Below are 25588 nucleotides of genomic sequence, written 5' to 3'. Positions count from 1 at the left end.
TCATCACTTTATTTAGCTAACGTTTGAAGTTCTTCGAAGAATGTAGGATATGATACGCCTACTGCTTCTGCATCTTCAATTGTTGTTTTTCCTTCTGCAATACATCCAGCAATCGCAAGCATCATTCCGATGCGGTGATCACCGTAACTATTTACTGTATCGCCTTTTAGAGCTGATTTTCCGTAAATAATCATGCCGTCGTCAGTAGCTTCTATGCGAGCTCCTAGTTTCGTTAACTCTGCAACGACTGTATCAATACGGTTCGTTTCTTTTACTTTTAATTCGTGTGCATCTTTAATAACTGTAATTCCTTCTGCTTGTGTTGCTGCTAATGCGATTACTGGAATTTCATCGATTAATCTTGGGATAATATCTCCGCCGATTTCGATTCCTTTTAATGAAGATGTTTCGATTGTTATATTTGCAGCTGGTTCTGATGCTCCTTCGTTAATTGGCTCTACAGTAAACGTAGCACCCATTTTCTCTAAAACATCAATAATACCTGTACGAGTTGGATTCATCCCTACATTTTCTAATACTAATTTACTATTTGGAATGATTGCGCCTGCTACTAAGAAAAATGCTGCTGATGATACGTCGCCCGGCACTTGAACGTCTGTTGCTGTTAACTTCTGTCCACCTGCAAGTTTCACAGTTTTTCCCACGCGGGTTACTTTAACGCCAAATGCTTCTAGCATTCTTTCCGTATGGTCGCGTGAAATATGTGGTTCTGTAACAGCAGTTACACCTTCTGCGCGAAGACCTGCGAGTAAAATAGCTGATTTTACTTGCGCACTTGCAACTGGAGACGTATATTCGATTGCTTTTAAATCACCGCCGCGTATTGTTAGCGGTGTAAACGTTCCTTCTTCCCGGCCATCAATGTTTGCGCCCATTTGTTTTAATGGATTTGTTACACGTTTCATCGGTCTTTTTGCGATAGACGCATCACCTTGTACGCAAGAGAAAAATGGTGTATTTGCCAAAATTCCTGACATTAATCGTATCGTTGTACCAGAATTACCAACATCTAATACAGCTTTCGGCTCTTGTAAACCTTCTAATCCTTTACCAACTACAGTAACTTCATCACCATTTTGCGTAATGTCTACTCCCATTTCTTTAAAGCAAGAAATTGTACTTAAACAGTCTGCACCGGGCAAGAAACCTTTAATTGTCGTTTTTCCTTCTGCGATCGCGCCGAACATAACAGCGCGGTGTGAAATGGACTTATCACCTGGAATTGTAATGTTGCCATTTAATCCGTTATTAACAGGTTGTATCGTTTTTTTCTTCACGTTTTCACCTTCTCATTTAAATTGTTTCATATGTTTGATATTCTTCTTCTCCAAGCGCTAGCTTTGCTTTCATTCGATCTTCTTCTCTTTGGAAGCTAATACGTAATACCCCAAGTAATCCTTCACGCGCTTCTAATATTTGCAAGTTCGTAATACTAATTTCCTCACGCGCCAAAATACTCGTAATATGAGCTAAAGCCCCCACTTTATCTAAAACATCGACGTATAAGTCGTGATAAGCAGGAATTGCACCGCTTTTTCGGACTGGTAACGAATCACGGTATTCTTTCGCGTCTGCAAAATAGTTTTGAATCTCGCCTGCATCTCCGGTAGAAACTGTATGATATAAACCTTCCATTTCAGAGATCCACTCTTTTAATAATACCATTAAATGCTCACGATTTTGCTTTACAATATCACTCCACATTTTCGGGCTACTAGATGCGATACGTGTAATGTCTTTAAACCCTCCGGCAGCTAGTTGATGGATGAGCGGATTATCCCCTGCATGTTTTTCAACTTGCTTTACTAACCCTGCCGCAATTAGGTGCGGAAAATGACTCACAATTCCTGTTACATAATCATGCTCTTCTGTATTTAAAACGAGAAAATGTGACCCTGTTCCTTTTAACCAACGCTTAAGCTCTTCCACTTGTTCATTTGGTACATGCTTCATCGGTGTTAAAATGTAAAATGCATTTTCAAATAAATGTGCTTTTGCACTTTCAACTCCCGTTTTATGAGAACCTGCCATTGGATGTCCACCAATGAAAGAGACTTCTTTTGAAAATAAAGCTTCTGCTTCGTTCATAATCGTTCCTTTTGTACTACCAACATCGGTCACAATAACATCTTCTCGTAAACGGAATGACGCTAGTTTATGCAATAACTTCTTCGTTTCTTCAACAGGAGAAGCAAAAACGATTAAATGTGCCTCTTCACATGCATGCTGTAAATCTATTGCTACTTCATCTACTACGTGTAATTCTTTCGCGCGTTCTACTTGTTCTGGAAAAATATCATAACCAGTTATCGTTACATCGTGCTCATTCTTAATTGCTAATGCGAGAGAGCCTCCTATTAAACCAGTTCCAATTAATACTACTTTTTTACACATTTGCCTCATCTCGAGACTTACTTTTTTTATTTTCAAAGTGTTGTTTTAACACTGAAATCACTCCTTCATTTTGTTCCCTAGTTCCGACTGTAATACGGACCCCATTCGGGAACGGACGAATAATAAATCCTGCGTGTGCACAAGCTTCATAAATCTCTCCAGCATCCTCAACTGGCAAGAAGATGAAATTTGTTTGTGACGGGTAAAATGGAATTTCATTTTCCTTACAGAAGCTTTCGTATTGTTGTAATCCCTCTGCATTCACACGTACAATTTCTTCGATAAATGCTTCGTCGTTAAAAGCAATCGTTGCTGCTTTTTGCGCTAATGAAGATACGTTAAATGGTAAACGTACGACATTTAATTTCTCGATTAACTCTTCCTGTCCAATTGCATATCCCACTCGGAAAGAAGCTAACCCGTATGCTTTAGAAAACGTTCTAAGCACAAGAATATTTTTATGTTTTTCTAAAAGCGGTAATGCCTTTGGGAAATCTTCCGCTATTACATACTCATAGTACGCTTCATCAATGACAATTAACGTATTCTCACTAATCTCTTTAATGAATTGAGTTAATTTCTGTTCATTCACATATGTTCCTGTAGGGTTGTTCGGATTACAAATCCACACGATTTTTGTATTATGATCCACTGCTGAAGAAATTTCATCTAAGTCGTATACACCGTTATTTAACGCAACTTCTTTCACTTCACAGCCTTCAATAATCGCATGGTGGCGGTACTGCGGGAATGTTGCACCAGCTGTTACGATGTTATCTCCAGCTCTTAGTACTGCACGGCTTATCATTTGAATGACTTCATCTAAACCACTACCGCAAAGTACTTGTTCCATTTGTACATGTAACTTATCTGCAATTGTTTGACGGAGCGTTGTAGCACCTCCGTCAGGATATAAAGCATGTTCCAACCATGATTTTTGCAACTCATCTAAAACACGTGGCGAACAGCCGAATGGATTTTCATTCGATGCTAATTTCACAAATGAATGATCTCCGTACACTTCTTTCATTTGTTCAGGTGATTTACCTGGTTTATATGGTTGTAATGATGATAGTTGATCTTTTACTTGCATGTTAAAACCACCTTTTTATTAAAATTCTTTTGCGTATTTATTATGTTGCGTAATGTTTTGCTGAATTAACTCCATACGATCTTTTCCGAATTGTTCGACTAGTGCAACTGCAAGTTCCCATGCTACAACAGATTCAGCTACAACACCGGCTGCTGGTACTGCGCAACTATCAGATCTTTCAATACTCGCTTGGAATGCTTCTTTCGTATCAATATCAACACTTGCTAACGGTTTATATAATGTAGGAATTGGCTTCATAACGCCTCTTACGACAATTGGCATACCTGTTGTCATACCGCCTTCTAACCCGCCAGCATTATTCGTTTTTCTCGTGTATCCTTTTTCTTCATCCCACAAAATTTCATCATGCACTTTACTTCCTGGCTGTCTCGCTGCTTCAAAACCAACGCCAATTTCAGCACCTTTAAATGCATTAATACTCATAATCGCACCAGCAAGTTTTGCATCTAATTTACGATCGTAATGAACGTAACTACCAACGCCAATTGGCATACCTTCTGCAATAACTTCCACAATTCCACCTATGGAATCTCCGCTACTTTTTGCATTATCAATCGCATCCATCATCTCTTGTTCTACTTCTTTATCTAAGCATCGAACTGGTGAGCTTTCAGTAATTGTTTGAATTTCTTCAATTGGTAAGTTTGAAATATGTTTTGCTTTTACACCACCAATTTCAAGCACATGCCCTGCAATTTCTATGCCTAATTCTTTCAAAATTTGTTTCGCAACTGCTCCAGCAGCTACACGAACTGTCGTTTCTCTTGCAGATGAGCGCTCTAGTACGTTTCTTATATCACGGTGACCGTATTTAATTGCTCCGTTTAAATCTGCATGTCCTGGACGTGGTTTCGTAATTGTACGTTTCATTTCTTTACTTTCTTGCTCCGAAATTGGCTCTGCACCCATTACTTTCGTCCAATGTTTGAAATCATCATTTTTGACAATTAACGTTATCGGCGAGCCAAGTGTCGTCCCATGACGTACACCACTTACAATTTCAACTGTATCTGTTTCAATTTGCATGCGTCTTCCGCGACCATGCCCCTTTTGTCTTCTTAATAATTCTTTATTAATATGTTCCGCCGTGAGTGTTAAACCTGCTGGTACACCTTCTAAAATAACTGTTAACTGTGGCCCATGTGATTCTCCAGCTGTAATGTATCTCATTTCTCTTGCCCCTTTACTATTTTTTTGTACAAAAAAGTCCCTACTGAGCGCTCAGTAGGGACGATATTTATCGCGGTACCACCCTAGTTGTAGACTTCTTTCGTCTACCTCTCTTCTTCTTTAACGATCGTTTGACCGTCTTTCCCTCCAAAAGTTGGGAGAAAGATGCTCCAAGGCTGTAATTCATGCTTACCTTTGTACTGATTCACACCGACCATCAGCTCTCTATAACAGGGAGATAAGCACTACTGTTTCCTCTTCAGCGCATATATGATATGGAATTAAGATAATTTATTTTTGAATCCTTTTAACTCTTCCATGAATTTATGGAATTCTGGAATATCCATTTGTTGTGCAGAATCTGATAATGCAACTGCTGGGTCTGGATGTACTTCAGCCATTACTGCATCTGCGCCAATTGCAAGTGCTGCTTTCGCTGTTGGTAATAATAAATCTCTACGTCCAGTTGAGTGCGTTACGTCAACGATAACTGGTAAATGTGTTTCTTTCTTTAAAATCGGTACTGCTGAAATGTCTAATGTGTTACGTGTCGCTCTTTCGTATGTGCGGATACCGCGCTCACATAGAATAATTTGGTCGTTACCTTGTGCAATGATGTATTCAGCTGCGTTAATGAACTCATCAATTGTTGCTGCTAAACCACGTTTTAGTAATACTGGCTTGTTAACTTTACCTACAGCTCGTAGTAAGTCGAAGTTTTGCATGTTACGTGCGCCAACTTGAATTACATCAACGTAGTCTAATGCCATTTCCACATCGTTCGGATTTAAAATTTCACTAATAATCGCTAAATCAAACTCATCTGCTACTTGGCGTAAAATTTGTAATCCTTCTACTCCTAAACCTTGGAAATCGTATGGAGATGTTCTCGGTTTGAAAGCACCACCGCGCATTAATTTTAAGCCTTGATCTTTCATCGCTTGCCCTACTTGACGAACTTGCTCTAAGCTTTCAACTGCACAAGGTCCCATGATGAATGTTTGTGTGCCGTTACCAATCAATTCACCTTTTATATTAACGATTGTATTTTCTTGTTTCTTTTTACGTGATACTAGTAATGCTTTACGGTTATCATCTTCTTGCAATTCTAAGCTCGCTTTGAAGATTGTTTTGAAAATATGTTGAACCGTTGACGTTTCGAATGGTCCTTCGTTATGCTCTGCAATCATATCAAGCACTTCACGCTCACGTACTGGATCAAAGCGTTTCGTACCTTGTACTTGCTTTTGTTCCCCAATTTTTTGAACGATTTCACCACGTTTATTTAATAGGTGTAATAGTTGTAAGTTAATTTCATCTACCTGTTTACGTAATTGATCTAATTCATGATTTGCCATTTGGAAATCCTCCTCTAATGTTTTAAAAGTATAGTAAGAGAATGGAAAATTCTCTATTTTCTGAACTGATGAATTATACAAAATTTAAAGTGGAATCGATACCTCTTCTTATTTTAAACTAATAATTACCATAAAGACACTATCTACTAGATAAAACCCACTTTTTTGTACAAAAAATCCCTACTGAATAAATCAGTAGGGACGATATTTATCGCGGTACCACCCTAGTTGTAGACTTCTTTCGTCTACCTCTCTTCATTGTTAACGATCATCTGACCGTCTTCCCCTTCATAAAGATACATATCTTTACTACGAAAAAGATGCTCCAGGACTGTAATTCGCTCTTGTTTTTGTACTGGTTCGCACCAACCACCAGCTCTCTGTTACAGGGAAACAACAACTACTGCTTTTCCTTTCAATGCATGACTATTTTATTTTCAAGTTGGACCACTAAAATACAAAAAGTCCCTACTGAATAAATCAGTAGGGACGATATTTATCGCGGTACCACCCTAGTTGTAGACTAACTTTCCGTCTACCTCTCTTCACTGTTAACGATCAATTGACCGCTTTTCCTTCATAAAGACAATACTATCTTTACTAAGAAAAAGATGCTCCAAGACTGTAATTCATGATTATCCCTGTACTGGTTCACACCAACCACCAGCTCTCTGTTACAGTAAGACTAATCACTACTGTGATCTCTTCATTGCACTTTGTTTATTCAATTGTTTTTTGAAATTGAATAAGTATGATTCGTATTATAGAACGCTTTTCAAAACACTGTCAACAACTTTTTATATATTTTTTCAAATTCCACTTTCAACCTATAATTCCTTTTGTAAATTCCCCATTACAATTCCGATGCGAATTATCTCATTTTCTATTACATTTAATACATGTTTATCTACTTCATACTCGATTAATTGTTTTTTTATTTGTATGATTTCACTTTCAAGTAAATCGGCTTCCTGACATGTTTGTAATAAAATAAAAAATACATTTGCATACATTTCCTTATGCGCTTTTATACTTTCCTTCTTATCTAATATTTCACTAAATAACTGCTTCATTTCCTCCCCCGTACATTTTCCATTCACATCTAAAAATGTACGAGATATAATACATAATCCTTTTTCTACAATCTCATCCATGTATAAAATAATGCGTAAAAGCATTACATATTCTCTCGTTGTTATCTCGCCCATTTTTGGTCTTTCTCGCAAAAATACACTGAGCCAAGTCGTCCAAAATTTTTGCTGCTCTTTTGCGCTTAATGTTTTGACGTAATAGCATACATGCTGCATAAACTTAATTTTATTCTCTTCGTTTCCTTGTATGAGTAGCGGGTATAACCAATCTGTTTTTTGCTCCCAATACAATACACATTTAATAAATACAAAGCTAAGCCACTTCAAGAATGCTTCCCGTGTATGCGGATGCAACACTTCCAAATGTTCTACCGCATACTTAATAAATCGCTTCATCTCTGTAAATAAAGGTAAATTAATTTGCGTGTAACATAAGCCTGCCCATGCATATTTTGTAATCTCGTTTTCTTTCTTTAAATCTAAGTATGGTAACAAATATTTTCGGCACCACTGCTTCTCGATATGATATAAAAATGTAATATCTGCTATTAAACGCGCAAACATAAAGTTCGTCCGTTCTGAACTATTCCTTACTTGTTCTTCAAATAAAAATAAATATTCATACACGTTACGATCGTATAAATGATCATATGATAACAGTTTTAATAATACCGCTGTCATCTTTCCAACAGGATGCTGAATCGATTCATTGTAAAAGTCTTGTTTTCCAAGCTTAAAGTCCGTATTACTTTTCATAACTTGAGGGAAAACTGAAAAAGCAAAACGTTTTACAACTCGTATACTATTCTCCTCTAACTCTTCTAATCGATTGCTAATTTCATATAGAAAACTACTAATTAACCAATGAAATGCTGTATTTCTAACAAATTTCTGCAATAGCGGAATGATTTTTTGGATTTGCTCATTTGTCAGTTCCCGGTTATTTCGCCACTCTCTAATACAAACAAACCATACTTCATTACTTATTTCGTGCACGCCTACTAATTGATATGCAAATGAAATACTCCACTCCGTATTCAATTTACATGCTTTAGATAACATCTCTAAAAAATGGCGTTGCTCAAAAACACCATCTTGAGAAAATTGCCGAACTTGCTTCATAATTTCATCATCTTTTAATTGCAGCAAGCCATCCGCAGTTACATTACAAGTAATGCTTTGTTCTGCAGTCTCTTTCTTTTGTACACTGTATCGATCAGAATGAAAGTGAGGATGCTTTTTCTTCATGAACTCATACCCTTTTGCTGTAGATGGGCTATTCGAATCACACATAAATAATAGGTCTAAGACGAGACATACATCAAATGCCCTTTCCTCTGTAAGGTGTTTCACTACAGTTTGAATGACTTCTTCCTTTGTTTCTTCTAAAGAATGTGTATACTGCCTTTTTAAAAGTTGAAAAACTTCGTGTTTATACGTTAAATCTAAAAGAAGTCCTTCATGTAACAACCATTTTATTTTGTCATCTACACTAATGAATATATTTTTATTCATCGCATCAATGGCAATTTGCTTTTGAAGTACACTATTTGCTTCTATCATTTCTGTAATATAATAATTCGCTTTTTTCTCATTGTTTTCACATAAATAAGTTAAACACTCTTTTACAATTTGAATTAAAAATGCAAGGTCATTTTGATGAAATTCTTTCTCTTCATTTTCCTTATCTCTTTTTTTCAGAGCTGTTTGTCTTAATGACAACAGTCGCATCTTCTCTAATCCCATAATCATTATTGGAACAGCGTAATAAGAAATATGCGGTCGCATCTTCTCATCCCAAATTTTCTCCACATGAGAAAACGTAGACACTGGTATACGACTCGATTCCTCAAGTTCTATTGATTCTTGCGTATCATTTCCCCACTTTCTTACACGCTTTAATTTCAGTTTCCCATCTAAAATAAACGCTAGTAACAATAGTGCAATTTCTTTATGCTCTGGAAAAGAACATTTTTGCAGTAAATATGAAATGTTTTCAATAGAGCTACTATCTTTTTCAGCTGTTTCTAACAAAAGGAGTGTCCACCTTGCAAACAACAACGGATCCATCTTTATTTTCAATTCGTTTAAATAGTGACAAATTGTTCGCCATAATAATGGGGATATTTTTGAATGATTTTTATAAATAAGTTGAAATAGTTCCTTTTGATGACTAAAAAGAAATTGTTCAACTAACCATTCTGCAAGTAATTCGTCTACCTCGTTATAGTTTGGCGTGAGCAAGAATAAATTTCGTAATTTCCCTTCTGCTTCAAGCCATTCCACCCATTCATAATCTCGGGCAAATTCAACAAAATAACGGACTGTTTCAATTTTCTTTATTGACTGCTTTATGTATGACAATTGTTCCTGTTCTACTGATGGTGGGACCGTTACAATATCCCGAATTCGCATTCTTTTTGTAATATAATTATCGCCCATTAATTCCGCCCATCGCTTCACCGCTTTGACAAGGGACTGATGATTATTTGCTTTGTTTGGATACACAATCGGTCTTATTCCTAAGTGCTCCCAATGATATGTGTTTTCCCCTTGGGCGACAAATGCATAACGCCTTGTACTTGGTGGTAAACCAGTTGCTAAATATTTCATTACTGGGTCATTATGACTATATCCAACGAATAAAACGGTATAATTTGAGAATAAATCAACTAAAAATCTTCTCGCCCAACCTTCCGTTAAGTAAGCCCTTCCAAAATCACCGTCTGTTAAAATTAAAGCTTCTTTCTCCTGTTCTACATTGCCATGTATATAAGCCAGACCTTTAAACGCTCTCCCTGTCGGTAACGCTGGTGCGTAATAAACATTTATCTCCCTATTCATTTCTTTACTTACAGTTGTAAAATGTTGATCAAAGTTTGTCGTCACAATACGGACATCTGTATCTAAAGGAAACAACCTTGGAATTGCATAATGGAGTGGATTCGGTTTTGATTTTTCTATATGAACAACATCTTTCGCTACTTGATGTACGTCTTTCGTTTTTGCAATTTTACCAAGATAATAATCATGCGGTTCCGTTATTTCACGTTTTTCGACGTATAATTTTTTGGAAATTTCATCAACTAGATCATCAAAATTGGGTAAGTTTGATTTCCCTTGCATAGAAACTCCTGCTCCAACAAATAACACTAACTTCCCTTGTTCAAGATGATCGATTAACTCATCTGGAATTTCTACTTCTGAAGTAATCCACATTCCGGATTCCCCCTTACCTAAAAATGTCATATACTCTCATTTTACTATAACATTTTTTTATTGTTTTTATAATATTTAGATAAAAACAATAACGTGAAAAAGTTTTATTTAAATAAATCCGATACAATGTATGAACTCCTGAATTTATTGCAAAACTATGTATAAATCGGAGGTGTAATTATTGAATGGTTTTACTGTAGTACTTATCAAATTTATATCGTGCATCATCGCTTTTAGCATTGGACTCGCTTTGTTTTTCCCTGCAACGTTTGTTCAAATCATTTCGTTTAGTCTCTTCGTTACAATCGTATCTTATATGTTCGTTGATAAAATTATTTTAGAACGAATTGGCAATAATGGTGCCATTATGTCAGATTTCTTACTAACATATTTAAGCGTATGGATTTTCGGTAATATTTTATTAGACAACTATATGCAAATTGCATGGGGCAGTATCCTATCTGCAATTGTCTTTACATTATCTGAAGTAATCGTGCATCGCTTTTCTAATTCACACACAAGGCACAACAACGATAACATTCATATTAATCGCCGCTTTGCATATGGTACAGAGTTTGCGGAAGAACAAAATGTGTTGGATAAAGATAAGAAGAAATAATATTTTGATGCAGGAGCTCCATCGCCATCAAGCTAAAAAAAGCAAATACCTCAAAATGAATAAATTGACATCTCCAAGAGAAAATGTACATTTTTTTGTTTTTGGGTGCAATAAAACGCTTAAGTTGATTCGTATGTTGTGCTACCTCGTCTAAAAAAAGTGTTTATCGAGAGTAAACTATCTTAACTGTAATAACCTATTAAAGAAAAGGGCAGAATCTGTATCCGAAGATCCAGATTCTGCCCTTTTCTTTAATCGCATTTTTCTATTTGGTCGCCTTCTTCACCTGCATTTTCTGCCGAACTATCCGTTCCGCCTCCCACTGCATGTTGCTGTTTAGTATTAGAACTTTCGATAGCAGCGTTGGTTCCAGCAGCACTGTCATCGCCACCACCACTTGCCACTTGAGTAGCACTAGCCTGTTCCTTACGTGTTTTATTAATTTGATTATTGATGACAATTACAAATTCTGTCTCTTCATCCGAAGTTTCTTTTTTCATTTTATGCGGTTCAATCTGGTCCCCACTAATTCCCTTATTTATGGCTTCGCCTCCAGCGCCCACCGTTTGTTGCTGTCTAGTATTCGATGAATCAATTGCTGCATTACTTCCTGCTGCACTGTTTTGTCCGGCCCCACTGGCAATTTGTGTTGTATTCGGTGCAAATGTAATCTGATTATTAATGACAATGACAATTTTTCGTTTATTAGCAATATTTCCCAAATTAATTTCTTCTCCATCTTTTTTTACAAATCGAAACGTGATTTCTTCATTGTTTTCCATGTTCTCCCCCCTTTGTAATATTAAATGACTGGAGAATGCTAATGGATTGGACAAGCGTATTTTTTTATAAATATGTGCCCTCGCCCACAATGAAGGATGTATGATCAGGTTCCGGTATTTTGCTCGTATTAGGTACTTCGACTTGACGGTAGCCCAGCATGGGACGCATGGAGAATAATCTTATAGGAGATATAGTAAGAGAGATTAGTAGAAACATTTGTATATAAAGGTTTCATTTTTTCTACTTTCCTTTTCTTATTTAGATTTATCAGCCAAATATCTAGCATAGTGAATTAAATTTCTAGCTACATCTAATTCAAGATTAAATATATTAGGTACCCCTGGTCTCCAATTCACCTCAAATAACCACAATTTTTGATCTTTATCAATCCCTACATCAATTCCTAACTCATCAAATAATACATCCTTAAATAAAGAATTAAAATGGTTAGAAAAAGTTACTGCAAATCGTTCTAAATACCTTTTCATATTATACCAATCGTCATCAAACTCCGCTTTTAAAAAAACATCTAAATAAGTACTATAACCACCCTTAGCCATATTTGATACAATACTTCCTAATGGACCTATTCTCGGGAATATAGAGGTAACAACCCACCTGCCTTCTCCATTTCTTTGAACATGCAATCGAAAATCATAAACATGACCAGATTTCATTCGACATGAAATAAACTGCTGAACTATGTATCCTTGCTGTTGAATCTTATCAGATATAAAGCTCCGTAATTGTTTTTTATTAATAGATGAAATTTGTTCTGACTCATTCATACTGTAATTCATCCCATTTTTTTCAATGAAAACAATACCACTACCTTGATGTCCAGAAATTGGTTTAATAATAAGTTTTTCATAACGATTAATCATGTCAAAAAACGTATTAACATCATTTAATTCATAAAAAGGAATAAGATATTGCTTAAATTTTTTTGCTCTATTTATTCTATTATATACACTTAATTTATTTCCAATTGAATGACTTGTAAAAGGAACTTTTTCATGTAGATAATCATAGATTTGCTGATTTTTATCACTAATATGAACACTTGCATTATAAATAACATCTGGAAAAGAAAATTCTTGTTCAACCCAATTACCATGTTCATAAGTTTTACCTAAAATCTTCTCCGTTTCTATATTTACCTTCCCTAAAGTAAAATAAAAAAAGTCCACACCTTCAGCTTTAGCTACAGCAGCGTAAGTATATGCTTTCTTTACGTCATTCGGATCTTTCCGATGATGAAGCATACCAATTATAGTCATGTCAGTTCTTCTTCCCTTCTTTCTAAAGGTCTTTTTCAAAACAAATATCAAATTCATTATATATATATTCATGTTCTCCCTCATTCAACCATTTTTCGAAAAATCCGGAACAAGCTTAAGCTCATTTTAATACTCTACCTATAGAAATAATAAACCTGAGGTTTTATAAAATGATAAATGATAAAGGTTAAGGTGACATAAAATGGATACTATCGTTTTCATTGAAACAAATAAATCTGGATCAAGTAGAGAAGCAATCAAAGCAGCTGAAAAACTTAATTTCTTTACTGTTTTATTAACTAAAAAAACAAAATTTATTATTGAACGTACTATATTCCCTGATGTACATCAGATGATTTTCACTGATATAAATGATTATGATAATATAATTACAACAATTGAAAAATTAAATAAATCAGGAAAAAACATAAAAGGGATTTTTAGTTTTATTGACCCTTATGTTTATATGGCTGCACGTTTATCAGAAAAATTTTGCTCAAATATTGTATCTACTAAAGCTATCCATCATATGGAAAACAAAATATTAACTCGTCATGTACTTAAAGATTTACCAATCTCACTCAACTATTTAATTTATAAACCGACAGAATCATTATCATCTTTTTTAAAAAAAACTAATAAGATAAATTTCCCTCTTATTGTGAAATCCCCTAAATCAACAGGATCAAAAGATGTATTATTAGTAAAAAATAAAGATCAATTAATTTTATCTATACAAAGTCTTTTAAAAAAATTACCTAATGAAGAAATTCTACTTGAAGAATATATAGATGGACCTCAGTACTTAGTCGAAATTTTAGTTCAAAATGGAAAAGTCCATATTATAGCAATAATTGAACAAGAAATCACACTTTTTGAACGCTTTATCGTTACTGGTTATTCTTTACTAGGACAGGTAGACAAAAGACTATACAATAGTCTTTTCAATGCAGTTAATTCTGTTATTCAGGCTTTTAATATGAAAAATGGGGCTTGTCATCTAGAACTCCGGAGAATAAAAGATGTTTGGAAATTAATTGAGATAAACCCGAGAATATCAGGTGGAGCAATGAATGACATAATTGAAATTGGGCATGGAATCAACTTAGTACAAGAAACTATTAAATTAATGTTAGGAAATAAACCTTCACTAAATAAAAAACATCATAAATATGTGTATGCTCATTACCTAACAGTTAAATCTATGGGAAAACTAATTCGAGTTACAGGGAAAAATCGTAGTTCTAGATATCCTGGTGTAGAGAAAGTTTATATAAAACCTAAAAAAGGAACTTTTCTAAAACCACCTACATCAATGGGACATCGATATGGATACGTTATAGCAGCGTCCTATGTTAAAGCAGAAGCTAAAAAAATTTCTTTAGAAGCAGCTAAAGAAATTTCATTTGAAATCCAAAAAGAATAAATACAACATATATACACCAACAGATAAAAATATACAAAACATCATATCTCTTATAACTCTAATTATTATCCTCTGTCATTATTCATAACAAAAAGGCTCACTCCTCATCTATTTTTATATGAGAAGTGAGCTTTTTTATATGGGCTATACACTAGCAAAACTCCCCTTAATGCCGTACATTGCGTTAACTTATGCAATTAGTGAAAAATTTAATTTGAAATTCGGTAAAGCAAAAATTCCAAGCAATTTAATAAATATTTGTGTGGCTGGTACAATATGTGTAATTTTCATTCAATCATTAGGATCAATCAAATCGATTTATTGATTCATTTCGAAAACTTGATTTCAAATCAAAAAAGCGGCCATTCTTTTAGAGACAGCCGCTTTCCCACTTACACTTTCAAATCTTTAAATACAACAACATCAGCAAACGCTCCAAACACTACGTTATGATGCTTAACAATATCTTCAGCACGTAATACATCAGTATCAAACGTACTATGCGCATCACTAACTAACGTTACTTTGTACCCTTTGATTATACACTTCCCTCGCTTCATTTGTTAAAATTTCCTATATAATCAAAAGCGTTGGGGGAAATATATTATGTCTAATCCTATACAAAAATCAACTTTAATCATCCTTAGAGGAAACTCCGCAAGTGGAAAAACAACAATCGCAAAAGAACTGCAAGAACATTTCGGACAAGGTACACTTTTAGTCTCACAAGATGTCGTGCGTAGAGATATGCTTAGAGTACACGACACGATGGGTAATTTATCACATGATTTATTATTTGAAATTACGAAGTACGGGAAAGGAAAATGTGAGTTTGTTATTTTAGAAGGTATACTGAACAGTCGTAGGTATGGTGATATGTTGAAAGAATTAATACATTATTTTGATGAAAATGCATTTACATATTACTTCGATTTATCATTAGAGGAAACAATTAGACGCCATAATACAAGGGATAAACGGCATGAATTTGGTGAAGATTCCCTACAAAAATGGTATAGTCCGCACGATACAATTGAAGTTGCTGGCGAAATTATTTTTACTGATAACTTTACTCAAAAAGATATATTTGATGCGATTCTTAATGATGTTACGATGCAAAAATAAGACTGACAGAATGAGTCAGTCTTATTTTTATTATGTACTTTGTATTTCAGTTTTTATTACAGAGCAATCTTTGCACAAATAAAAATAAATGTGCATTTCCCCAAACTGGAAATCAACTACTGAAATACGTTTCCGTTCCCCAATATCTTGTGCAATAGTAGCAACATACTGCATCTCTTTAGAGCAACTTGGACATGCCAAATCTTCTGGAAGATCACTATATAAAGGTGATCCTAATAACCTACATACATATTCTGAACCGAACAAGTCAAAAGCTTCCCAGTAGCTGTCTTCATCAGTGGGTATATCTTTATTTTTCATATTTATAAGATTTACATTTGTTTTTGGGAGGGGCACCGGTAGCTTATATTCCTCTTCCATTACCCACTCTTCTACATTATCTTGCTTTATAATTTGAACTGTTTTACCTCCATCACTTAACTGAAAATATTGCGGCTCCCACACCATCGCACAGTTCAAGCATGAAACGAATGGTAAAATGTCCAGTGCACCATTCTTAAGTTCTTCAAGCCTCTTATCTTTCAAATCAAAGCAAATGATTTGATGCATCTTCTCACCACATAGCTTACATATTGGTAAATTACAATCTTGGCCGCCGAAGTAATGATTATATGAATCTCTTCCTTCCATTAATCTATAGCCTTTCAATTCATTACAACGTGCGCCATACAATTTTGTTGTCACATTCCATCCTCGCTTTATAAAAATCTGATCTGTATTATAAGATCATTAACACTAGAAGTCATTATCTTTCTTGGTTATCATAATATGTTTGATCTGCGTATTTTTTATCGTTCCCTTTTAGATAGGCTAAAATTACTTTTGGATTTTTAAGTAAAGCCCAGTCTCCATATGTATCAAACCTTCTGCATGAAGTTATCATTCCATTTTTTATTGTACCGAATTTCTTATTGTTTTGCTTGCCCCATTCTTTTAACCGTTTTGCAAAATCTGCATCTTCTGCCATAAGCATCTTTTCATTAAATCCATTAATCTCCATAAAGTCTTTTCTATAACACCAAAAAATCCCTACAGATATAGCCCCATACTTAAAAAATAAAGGAATTATTATTAACATTGCGGAAAGGAATATTCCTAAAGATATCCTTTCAAACTTCCCAGTTGCCCCACCGCCAATGTATTTACCTGAAATTAAATTTTTGTCTACATTAGACAACATAGACTCTGCCATTTGGGTATCAGCATCTATAGTAATGATGATTTCTCCACTAGCTATTTTTGCCCCTTCATTTCGGATTTTGGATAAGTTTTTATCGTTATTTTTTAATGTAATACAGTTATACGATTTTGCTATTTCCTCTGTTTTATCTGTACAACGATTTAAAACAACTATAACTTCAGTTTGATCTTTATATGCCTCCGCTGCCTTTGAAATTGAATCTAAACATTTCCTAATATACTTCTCTTCATTGTGCGCAGGGATTATTATAGAAAACTTTACATCTTTCTTTAAATCGACTCTTGAAGACTCATTTGTTTCAGGCATACTATTTCCCCCTTTTCTGTAATTACACCATAATACATCCACTTGATTACCAATTGTATGTACTCTATCCACCAAAGATTAACAATTGTCTTTGTTAATCTTTTATAATTGAAATTATGATATATCTTTTCTGAAGAACAATTAAAAATTAGTTTGGAGGAATATTATGATGAGGCTATATTTCAATAAATTTGAACCAACAGATTTCAACTTATATTTCCTGCTCGTTTCAAACGAAGAAGTAATGGCCCAAATTACAGAGCGTTCCATTCCGTTAGAAGAGGCGCAAGCTAACTTTAAAAAATTGTTAAAGCGCAATGAAAAACATCAACTATTCGGCTCTTATAAAGTGTGTGATTCTATTACAAATGAATACATTGGTCTTGGACATGTCACGGTAAATGAGGAAAATGCAAAAGAGGCTGAAATTGGATATATGCTCTTGCCGGAACACTGGGGGAAAAGATACGGAAGTGCAATTGCCAAGGAATTAATGAATATTGCGAAACAGACAGATGTAAGCGTACTAAAAGCAATTATTGATCCGAACAATATCCCCTCTCAAAAAATATTACTAAACGCCGGTTTTACATCTGAAATAGTTTGTGAGATTGATGGCTTGCCTGGAGAGATTTTAAGTACATATATTTAACTAAATAAAAGGCGATACTACTTTTCAACCACAAGTAGTATTGCCCTTTTCTCTTAGCCATCATCTCATGGAATGATGGCTGTTTCTATTTATCATTATTCATAATCTTAAATTGGTGGCTGCGTTATTTATAACAGCCGATCAACCTCCCTACTATACGATAGAAAACATCATATACACTCCAACAACGAAGAATACGGCTAATGTCTTAATTATCGTAATACCAAAAATCTCTTTATAAGCTTCCCGGTGTGTTAATCCTGTAACTGCAAGTAAGGTTATAACTGCTCCGTTATGAGGGAGAGTATCCATCCCTCCCGCTGCCATTGCAATGACACGATGCAGTACATCTAACGGAATATCAAAGTTCGCTGCCGCTTCAATATATTTATCTGACATTAAACCTAATGTAATACTCATTCCACCCGAACCTGATCCAGTCAGCCCGCACAATATATTCGTCATGACCGCTCCGCTAATTAAAGGATTTGAAAATGTCCCCGTCAAATAATTTTGAATCATGACAAATCCAGGTAAAGCTGCTATAACAGCACCAAATCCATACTCAGCTGCCGTGTTCATGGCAGCTAAAATTGAACCACTTACACCCACGCTTGTAATAGATTGAAAATGTTCTTTTACCGCTTGGAAGTTTAATAATATAGCAGACATTATTCCGATAAGTAGTGCTATTTCTACTGACCAAATACCTACAACTTGTCCCATATCAATTGTTCCGTACTCCTTCAAACCTATGGATGCAAAATCAAATCCTTTTGTATACCAAGCCGGGATGAACTCTGTAAAGACCTTATTCATCACGCCAACCAGTACAAGCGGAAGAAAAGCTATCCAGTAACTAGCTGGAATAACATCACTGGAAGCAATCGGCGTAGGCACCAGTTGTGCGCTAGTTGTGGCAGCCAGTTCAGAAGTGGCACCGCCTTTTCCAAAGTATCCTTCTCCCTTAGCAGCAGCCTTTTTCCTACATCTTTCCAAATACAGCATGCCACATATAAAGATAAACAATGCTCCGATAATTCCTAATGTAGGAGCTGCATAAATATCTGTTTTAAAGAACGTAGTTGGAATAACATTTTGGATTTGAGGCGATCCTGGAAGCGAATCCATCGAGAACGTGAATGCGCTGAATGCGATTGTCGCTGGAATGAGACGTTTCGGAATATCCGCCTCGCGAAATAATTGCGCTGCAAATGGATAAATCGCAAATACTGCGACAAATAAACTGACACCACTATATGTAAGAATCGCTCCCATTAACACAATGGAAAGAATCGCTCTTTTCACACCTATAAAACGGATGATAATTTTCGCGATTTTTTCTGCTATTCCAGTGATTTCTACCACTTTACCGAATATCGCGCCAAGCAAAAACACAGGAAAATATAATTTTATGAATCCGACCATCTTCGCCATAAAAACATTAGAAAAGAATGGTAAAACATTCGCCGGTTCTGTTAAAAATACAGCCAGCAAAGCACATAATGGAGCAAATAAAATGACTGAAAACCCGCGGTAAGCGACAAATATAAGCAAGCCAAGCGCTAACAATACGATCAATAAATCCATAACCACAATCCCCCTCAATAATATGGATTTTTTTATCTCCTTATCCTTTTCTGTTTATATATATTGTTGTAATGCCTGCCAGAGGCAGGCATTACTTTTTGCATATTATAGCTTTTTATTTATGATGAAAGATTGGCACCCTCTTTTCTATAAAGGCCTCTACCCCCTCTCTTACATCACTCGTTTGAAATACATGCCCAAAATTCTCAGCTTCTATTTTTAACCCTTCCTCAAGCGAAAAAGATAGCCCATTATTAATAGATTGCTTCATCAAAGATAAAGCAGGAAGGGAAAATCGAGCCATCTTCGTGGCTAGTTCCTTCGCCTTATTCAGCGATTCGCCACGCGGAACAACATGATTCACTAAACCAACTCGCCAAGCTAATTCAGCAGTGAGCGATTCGCCAGTGAACATCATTTCTTTCGCACTTGCAGTTCCTATTAATCTTGGCAAACGTTGCGTTCCCCCTGCACCTGGAAACAAGCCTAATTTCACTTCGGGAAGCCCGATTTGGGCATGTTCTTCTATAATCCGTAAATCACATGATAAGGCTAATTCACATCCACCCCCGAGTGCTAATCCGTTAATAGCAGCGATTACAGGCTTCGGCAACCTTTCTATTTTATTTAATGGGTTCTGAAGCCACAATGATTTTTCCTCTGCATATTCAATCCCTTTCCCAATCCAGTCTGGAAATGACTTGATGTCCCCTCCTGCAACGAAAGCCTTTTCTCCAGCGCCTGTTAGAATTACAGCAATTACTTCATCATCCAGTTCAATTTCATCGACTACCGCCGTCAGTTGCTCGACCACAGCACAGCTCAGTACATTCACAGGAGGATTATCAATAAGAATCGTCGCGATTCCATTTTCTTTGGACCATGTAACAACCCGTTTTTTTTCCAATTCAATCCCTTCTTTCTATTATGTAATGAGATACCCTTACTACCGTCAGCGCATCAACTTGTTCTTTTAATTACATAGCCAACCTTTTCACGATCCCAAGCACTTCCAATTCCTTCCTCCTTCAACTTGAATTTCTGAATCCGTTCCGTAGCAGTTTTTGGGAAAGTTTCACTGAACTGAACATATCTTGGCACCATAAAGTAAGCCATACGTTCTTGACACCAATCTATAATCTCTTCATGGGATATCGTTTCTCCTTTCTTTACAATCACATATAATTTGACATCCTCTTCTCCCACTTCCGATGGAACACCAATGGCCGCTGATTCAAGTACTTTCGGGTGATTATTCGCAACTTTTTCGATTTCCCAGGAGGAAATATTTTCTCCACGCCTCCGGATACACTGTTTAATTCGATCGCAAAAATATAAGTAACCTTCCTCATCTAGATAACCGCGATCCCCTGTGTGGAACCATCCCTCCTTCATCGCTTCCTCTGTTTTATCCGGCATTTTATAGTAACCTTCCATGAATGTTTGTCTCTGTAACGAACGTATAAAAATCTCTCCAACTTCACCAGTCCGCGCTTCATTACCATCCTCATTAACAATCTTCGCCTCTACGTAAGAATACGGTTTTCCAATAGAAGGCGGTTTATTGGCATAGAGTGGATTCGTTACACAAAAACCCGTCGTTTCCGTTAATCCGTAGCCTTCCACAATCCGGACGCCAAATCTCTCCTCAAATGGCTTCCAAAATTCCTTAGGTGTAGCAGCACAAGCTGTCACCCTTACACAATTTTCATTATCGTTTTCCTTTTCTGGTTGCTTACAGAGAATAGGAATCATAGATCCTAAAGAATTAAAAATGGTTGCGCCATGACCGCGAATTTCATCCCAAAATCCAGAAGCACTAAACCGCTTACCAAGAGCAATCGTCGCATTGGAAGAAATAGCACCAAGTACTGTATGAGCTTGGGCGTTAATATGAAATAACGGTAGAGCTGTAAATAAGATATCCCTCGAACTCGCGCCAACCATATAGGTGGCAAATGACTGTGCAGAATTTACATAGGCAGAATGACTTAACATGACCCCTTTAGGTAACCCTGTGGTTCCAGAGGTATACAGGATACTGTTAATAGAAGCGGAGGAAACAAATTCAGTGGGTAGATGATGATTATTTGTATTCAGTACATCTTTCAATTCGATTACAAGCCGCTCTTTACCGGCTTCCGATATGATTGCGCTGTCGTTCATTCCACGAACGACAATTTGAATGTCCCTTTGTATGAATGGCAAACAAGAATCAATTTGAGGAGCAAATTCCTTATCAACGACAATTAGCTTGCAATCGGAGTGAGATAAAATATACTGCAAACCTTCCCCTTTTAAATGCACATTCAGAGGCACCGCAATTGCTCCCATAAAAGATAAAGCAAACCATACATCTAGATATTCAGGAGTGTTATGAAGCATAATACAAACTTTGTCACCTTTTTGAATACCGAGCTCACAAAATCCCGCTGCGGCTCTTGCAATCCGATGATAGAGCTCCTCATACGTAACTCTTTGTTCTTCAAATTGTAAATACACCTTACTTGGTGTTTTTTCGATACTTTCCATAATAAAATACGGTAAACTATGATTTTCCAGCATTAAATTCCATCCCCTTCCTGCTAAATTCTTTTTTATTTATATAGCAAGAAACATGCCAAAAATCGACTCATTTCCTATTCACTTATTTCATAAGGGACATACTCTGCGTCCCCCTTACATGGTTGCTATCATATGTCGCATTTGCGCTACAAATATTAACAATCGTGTCGCATCTATAAGAAAATGTCGCAAAATAGAGACAGTATTTATTACTGCAAAATAAAAAAAGGGCCTATTTGCCCTTTTCTTTCTTTCATGATATGCCATATCTTTCTATTTTCCGATACAGGCTGGCCCGATGAATTCCTAAAAGATTGGCTGCCTCTTTTATATTTCCAACTGTTTTTTCTAACGCCCTCATAATCGCTCGTTTTTCAGCAGCTTCCACTTCCTCCTGCAGTGAATAGCTCACCTCATTCTTCTCTTGATCCGCTGCATACATTTCATGATATATTTCTTCTTCCAAGTCTTTTTTTCGCAAATAGACAGGAAGATGATGCACCTGAATAATCATCCCTTCTATAACATTCATCGCTCGTTCTAACACATTCTCTAGCTCCCTAATATTACCTGGCCAATTATGCTCCATGAATATATCCCTTACTCTCTTATCCAATGAAAGAACGTTACTACCTAGCTCTCCATTCAATTTTCGAATTAAAAATTCCGTTATATGTATCATATCTTCCTTTCTTTCTCGTAACGGAGGAATATCAATCGCAAACACATTTAACCTATAATATAAATCCTCCCTGAAATCTCCTCTTTGCACCATATCATGGAGATTTCGATGTGTCGCCGCAATGAAACGGACATCAATCTTTTGAATTTTCGTACCACCGATTCTTTCAATCTCTTTTTCTTGCAACACACGAAGTAACTTCACCTGCATGTCCAAAGACATATCACCGATTTCATCTAAAAACAATGTTCCCTTATGAGCTAACTCAATCTTTCCAGGCTTACCGCCTTTTTTCGCTCCTGTAAAAGCCCCTTCTTCGTATCCAAACAATTCAGCCTCCAAAAGATCCTTTGGAATCGCAGCACAATTCAAACGAATAAATGAACCACTAGCACGTGGACTTGCACGATGTACCGCATGCGCAAAGAGCTCCTTCCCTGTACCGCTCTCTCCTCTTATCAAAACGGTAGACCGACTTTTAGAAACCTTCAAAGCCATCGTTTTGACTTCTTTCATTTTCGCACTCTCTCCTATAATACTTTGAAAAGACAGTCTCCCTTCTTGTAGACGTTGTAATTCAGTTTGATAGTAAGATAACTTTGATTCCATTGCACTAATCTGATCCCCTAAAGCTTTAAAGTGCTGTATATCGTGAAACATAATTTTACCAATCGCACCCATAATCTTACCGTCCTTAACAATCGGTATGCGAGTTGCGATAATATCCCGATTACTTATACGCTGGATATGCCCAATTTCTACCTGTCCCGTCTTTACAATAATATGCATCCTCGTATTCTCAACAACTTCCGTACAATGCTTACCAATCGCTTCCTTCGGATCATCAATCCCTAAAAATTGTGCATAAGAACCACTTAAAAAATTGACTACGCCTTGTTCATTTACCCCTAGAATACACTCCGACAGTAAATTTAAGGAATTTTCATACCGACTGATGACACTTTCTAAGAACTGTATACTTCTTCCCTTACGTTCCAGAATGATAATTGATCCGTCTTCTTTCCCACTCTGATATACACTGGATTCATTCACAATAAACTCTTGGTTGCCAATCTTACACTCGTACTTGTACAAACTATCATTTTGATTCACTACTAGCTTTTTCCGATCAGGAATAATCGTTGATATGTGCTTACCTATTATTTCATTTTCTATTTTATGTAACATGCTACAGAATAGTTGGCTGCCAAATGTTATGATTCCATCATGACTTATAACAGCAATTCCATTATTCATTACCTGAAGAGCCTGACTAGTTAACTGCAAATTCACTCTTTCAACCTTATGCATTTGAAGCCCCCCTATCAAATTATGCTCTTTCTCACATGTATTATATATTCATTTTAAACATTTACTTTCCTTCGGATCTTCCGTTTGAAGTAATAATTTCTTGGACTAGAAATATAGCTGATTAGCCGGAAAGGTCTGTATTGACACTGGGCAAATCGGCTATTTGCTACTTACAGCAAAGGAATGTTTTCCTTTTATCTTTAATATCTAATGCGTTTAGTAAAAAGTAAAAAACAGTTGATGGAGTATCTTCCATCAGCTGTTTTTTATTACGAATATTGGTGATGAAACCCATAATTAGTAGGTTTCCTTTAGCGTAAAGTCTTATCCGAAAGCTTCCAGCTAAACCATCTACCATGCCCTTCTGTTTCTCCAACCGTTTCACGATATTCGTTTCCGTTAATATAATAATCCATATGAAGTTCCCGGTCCCACATGTTGTTATAAAGGTGGCATACATCACGTTTTGCACCGATTTCTTGAATTTGATTTTCTAGCTTACGTTTTACTTGTTCAGGTATTTGATTTGCAACGTGTGTATGAAAAATGCAAATAACAGCATCTTCGCTTATTTGATTAATGATAGATGGCAATAGCTCCACACCATCTCCTTCTATTAATTGGACAGATTCCTTTTTTACTAAAGATGCTGCTTGATCAAACATTTCAAGCCTTTCTTTATGTTCCGGCCAAATTAGTGCACGTAACCATAAATAATCTTCCTCATTATGTAAATCATTCACATGTAAATCAAGCCCAACTCTTTCTACGACAGGTGGACTTTCTTTTAATAAATGAGGTACGTTCTCCCCTCTTATTTCAGAAGTTACATGTACATTCGAATTTATATTTCCGTATGTTTCATCTGTACCGTACGAATAGCTATATTTGTCCCAGAACAGTTGTAATCCAGAGCTTGTCCCAATTTCAATTAACGCTAACGGTTTCTTCACTTTGTTAAATATGTAGCAGAAACTTGGGTATAAGTACGCACATCGTCTTACTTCATTCGTTTGAACGAGTTTCGTTTGTAATAAAGTAATGATTTCTTCTCGGTACTCCTTACAAAAATCTTTAAAGTGTTCAAAAGCTTTATCTAAATTTGTAGTGACATTCTCAACTAAGCTACTATAATACATTTTTAAATCATGCTCTTTACCGACTAACAATAAATAATGTACTGCGCCTAATAATAAATTCGGGATTGGTTGGCCTGTTTGAGCATAAGAAGATAGTGTAAGTACTTCCTCATCTTCAGCAATGTTTATTGATAAATATTCGTATAAATCACTTGATCCTTTACATTCCTTTATTGAAAAGTTTCGAAATAAATTTGCGATTTGTTCTTGTGTACGCATTGGTATCCCTCCTTTTCATTTTTCTGAATAATCTTACCATTTATAGGGATAAATTTCTATAAAAAGGTATCCTCCCTAACCACTTAGGGGTATGTAAGCTTTTTCGGGATAATTTCAAACCGTGATTTTTTTCTATTCATTCACTGAAAAGTGCTTGTTAAATAAGAATTTTAGCAAATATAGCAGGAATTAGTTTAAAATTATCAGATAACACTAGATATTTTAGTCTATTAATTATTATAATAGAGTATGAGATGGTTATATAATTGAGACAAAAAAGGTATACACCTAGGTGGGGCCTA

General features: G+C 35.9%; 19 protein-coding genes, 1 pseudogene and 3 other annotated features. Of the genes and pseudogenes, 4 read left to right on the top strand and 16 right to left on the bottom strand.

Going from position 1 to position 25588, the window contains the following annotated elements; genetic code table 11:
- Nucleotides 1-8 precede the first annotated feature (8 nt).
- The 6 genes from aroA to ACQKNI_RS02685 all read right to left on the bottom strand — a co-directional run bounded on the left by aroA (nucleotide 9) and on the right by ACQKNI_RS02685 (nucleotide 10367).
- Nucleotides 9-1298, bottom strand: coding sequence for a 3-phosphoshikimate 1-carboxyvinyltransferase (gene aroA / locus ACQKNI_RS02710; RefSeq protein ID WP_098945746.1), 1290 nt, complete (start codon nucleotides 1296-1298; stop codon nucleotides 9-11).
- 16 nt (nucleotides 1299-1314) lie between these two features.
- On the bottom strand, nucleotides 1315-2415 hold the full coding sequence (tyrA, locus tag ACQKNI_RS02705) for a prephenate dehydrogenase (RefSeq protein WP_098840986.1): 1101 nt from the start codon (nucleotides 2413-2415) through the stop codon (nucleotides 1315-1317).
- On the bottom strand, nucleotides 2408-3508 hold the full coding sequence (gene hisC / locus ACQKNI_RS02700) for a histidinol-phosphate transaminase (protein ID WP_098253488.1): 1101 nt from the start codon (nucleotides 3506-3508) through the stop codon (nucleotides 2408-2410). Before hisC ends, tyrA begins: the two co-directional genes overlap by 8 nt.
- 18 nt (nucleotides 3509-3526) lie before the next feature.
- Entirely contained in the window at nucleotides 3527-4699 is a 1173-nt protein-coding gene (aroC, locus tag ACQKNI_RS02695) for a chorismate synthase (protein WP_088229422.1), read from the bottom strand.
- 53 nt (nucleotides 4700-4752) lie between these two features.
- Nucleotides 4753-4971: a binding site (T-box leader), on the bottom strand.
- 9 nt (nucleotides 4972-4980) lie between these two features.
- Nucleotides 4981-6057 carry a bifunctional 3-deoxy-7-phosphoheptulonate synthase/chorismate mutase gene (locus ACQKNI_RS02690; RefSeq protein ID WP_088229423.1) on the bottom strand — a complete coding sequence of 359 codons (1077 nt, stop codon included), beginning with the start codon at nucleotides 6055-6057 and terminating at the stop codon, nucleotides 4981-4983.
- A gap of 194 nt (nucleotides 6058-6251) precedes the next feature.
- Nucleotides 6252-6485, bottom strand: a binding site (T-box leader).
- 54 nt (nucleotides 6486-6539) lie between these two features.
- Nucleotides 6540-6776: a binding site (T-box leader), on the bottom strand.
- Between the two features lie 108 nt (nucleotides 6777-6884).
- Nucleotides 6885-10367 carry a DUF4020 domain-containing protein gene (locus ACQKNI_RS02685; RefSeq protein ID WP_098253486.1) on the bottom strand — a complete coding sequence of 1161 codons (3483 nt, stop codon included), beginning with the start codon at nucleotides 10365-10367 and terminating at the stop codon, nucleotides 6885-6887.
- A 181-nt stretch (nucleotides 10368-10548) separates the two neighbouring features.
- On the opposite strand from ACQKNI_RS02685, the gene ACQKNI_RS02680 reads away from it, so the two are divergent.
- Nucleotides 10549-10986, top strand: a complete 438-nt coding sequence (locus ACQKNI_RS02680) for a YndM family protein (RefSeq protein ID WP_088229425.1) — start codon at nucleotides 10549-10551, stop codon at nucleotides 10984-10986.
- 251 nt (nucleotides 10987-11237) lie between these two features.
- On the opposite strand, the gene ACQKNI_RS02675 is transcribed toward ACQKNI_RS02680, so the two are convergent.
- Both ACQKNI_RS02675 and ACQKNI_RS02670 read right to left on the bottom strand, forming a co-directional pair.
- Nucleotides 11238-11768 (bottom strand): hypothetical protein, encoded by a 531-nt coding sequence (locus tag ACQKNI_RS02675; protein WP_088229426.1) that lies wholly within the window; start codon nucleotides 11766-11768, stop codon nucleotides 11238-11240.
- A 255-nt stretch (nucleotides 11769-12023) separates the two neighbouring features.
- Nucleotides 12024-13121, bottom strand: coding sequence for a YheC/YheD family protein (locus ACQKNI_RS02670; protein ID WP_098253485.1), 1098 nt, complete (start codon nucleotides 13119-13121; stop codon nucleotides 12024-12026).
- 130 nt (nucleotides 13122-13251) lie between these two features.
- On the opposite strand from ACQKNI_RS02670, the gene ACQKNI_RS02665 reads away from it, so the two are divergent.
- Complete coding sequence (locus tag ACQKNI_RS02665; RefSeq protein WP_098253484.1) at nucleotides 13252-14475, top strand: ATP-grasp domain-containing protein; 1224 nt, start codon at nucleotides 13252-13254, stop codon at nucleotides 14473-14475.
- 392 nt (nucleotides 14476-14867) lie between these two features.
- On the opposite strand, the pseudogene ACQKNI_RS02660 reads toward ACQKNI_RS02665, so the two are convergent.
- Nucleotides 14868-15011: pseudogene (locus ACQKNI_RS02660) on the bottom strand (cysteine hydrolase); the annotation flags it as partial.
- A gap of 70 nt (nucleotides 15012-15081) precedes the next feature.
- On the opposite strand from ACQKNI_RS02660, the gene ACQKNI_RS02655 reads away from it, so the two are divergent.
- The gene (locus tag ACQKNI_RS02655) at nucleotides 15082-15600 is read left to right on the top strand and encodes a kinase (RefSeq protein WP_088229430.1); all 519 of its coding nucleotides are present in this window, start codon (nucleotides 15082-15084) and stop codon (nucleotides 15598-15600) included.
- A gap of 30 nt (nucleotides 15601-15630) precedes the next feature.
- Here the strand turns inward: ACQKNI_RS02655 and ACQKNI_RS02650 are convergent, their stop codons facing one another.
- Both ACQKNI_RS02650 and ACQKNI_RS02645 read right to left on the bottom strand, forming a co-directional pair.
- Nucleotides 15631-16305 carry a hypothetical protein gene (locus ACQKNI_RS02650; protein ID WP_098357490.1) on the bottom strand — a complete coding sequence of 225 codons (675 nt, stop codon included), beginning with the start codon at nucleotides 16303-16305 and terminating at the stop codon, nucleotides 15631-15633.
- A 61-nt stretch (nucleotides 16306-16366) separates the two neighbouring features.
- Nucleotides 16367-17128, bottom strand: coding sequence for a glycosyltransferase (locus tag ACQKNI_RS02645; RefSeq protein ID WP_088229431.1), 762 nt, complete (start codon nucleotides 17126-17128; stop codon nucleotides 16367-16369).
- A 166-nt stretch (nucleotides 17129-17294) separates the two neighbouring features.
- On the opposite strand from ACQKNI_RS02645, the gene ACQKNI_RS02640 reads away from it, so the two are divergent.
- On the top strand, nucleotides 17295-17780 hold the full coding sequence (locus tag ACQKNI_RS02640; protein ID WP_088229432.1) for a GNAT family N-acetyltransferase: 486 nt from the start codon (nucleotides 17295-17297) through the stop codon (nucleotides 17778-17780).
- A 153-nt stretch (nucleotides 17781-17933) separates the two neighbouring features.
- On the opposite strand, the gene ACQKNI_RS02635 is transcribed toward ACQKNI_RS02640, so the two are convergent.
- The 5 genes from ACQKNI_RS02635 to ACQKNI_RS02615 form a co-directional block, all read right to left on the bottom strand.
- On the bottom strand, nucleotides 17934-19370 hold the full coding sequence (locus ACQKNI_RS02635) for a GntP family permease (RefSeq protein WP_088229433.1): 1437 nt from the start codon (nucleotides 19368-19370) through the stop codon (nucleotides 17934-17936).
- 115 nt (nucleotides 19371-19485) lie between these two features.
- The gene (locus tag ACQKNI_RS02630) at nucleotides 19486-20277 is read right to left on the bottom strand and encodes an enoyl-CoA hydratase (RefSeq protein ID WP_088229434.1); all 792 of its coding nucleotides are present in this window, start codon (nucleotides 20275-20277) and stop codon (nucleotides 19486-19488) included.
- Nucleotides 20278-20330: 53 nt separating this feature from the next.
- Nucleotides 20331-21935: an ATP-dependent acyl-CoA ligase gene (locus ACQKNI_RS02625; RefSeq protein WP_088229435.1), complete on the bottom strand. Its 1605-nt coding sequence runs from the start codon at nucleotides 21933-21935 to the stop codon at nucleotides 20331-20333.
- Between the two features lie 253 nt (nucleotides 21936-22188).
- On the bottom strand, nucleotides 22189-23928 hold the full coding sequence (locus ACQKNI_RS02620) for a sigma 54-interacting transcriptional regulator (protein ID WP_088229436.1): 1740 nt from the start codon (nucleotides 23926-23928) through the stop codon (nucleotides 22189-22191).
- Nucleotides 23929-24239: 311 nt separating this feature from the next.
- Nucleotides 24240-25286, bottom strand: coding sequence for a DUF2332 domain-containing protein (locus ACQKNI_RS02615; RefSeq protein WP_427282172.1), 1047 nt, complete (start codon nucleotides 25284-25286; stop codon nucleotides 24240-24242).
- Nucleotides 25287-25588: the final 302 nt, after the last annotated feature.

Source organism: Bacillus sp. NPDC094064, assembly GCF_050279585.1.
Lineage (GTDB): Bacteria > Bacillota > Bacilli > Bacillales > Bacillaceae_G > Bacillus_A.
Note: the sequence above shows the minus strand (reverse complement) of the source record. Positions and strands in the feature narration are given on the sequence as shown.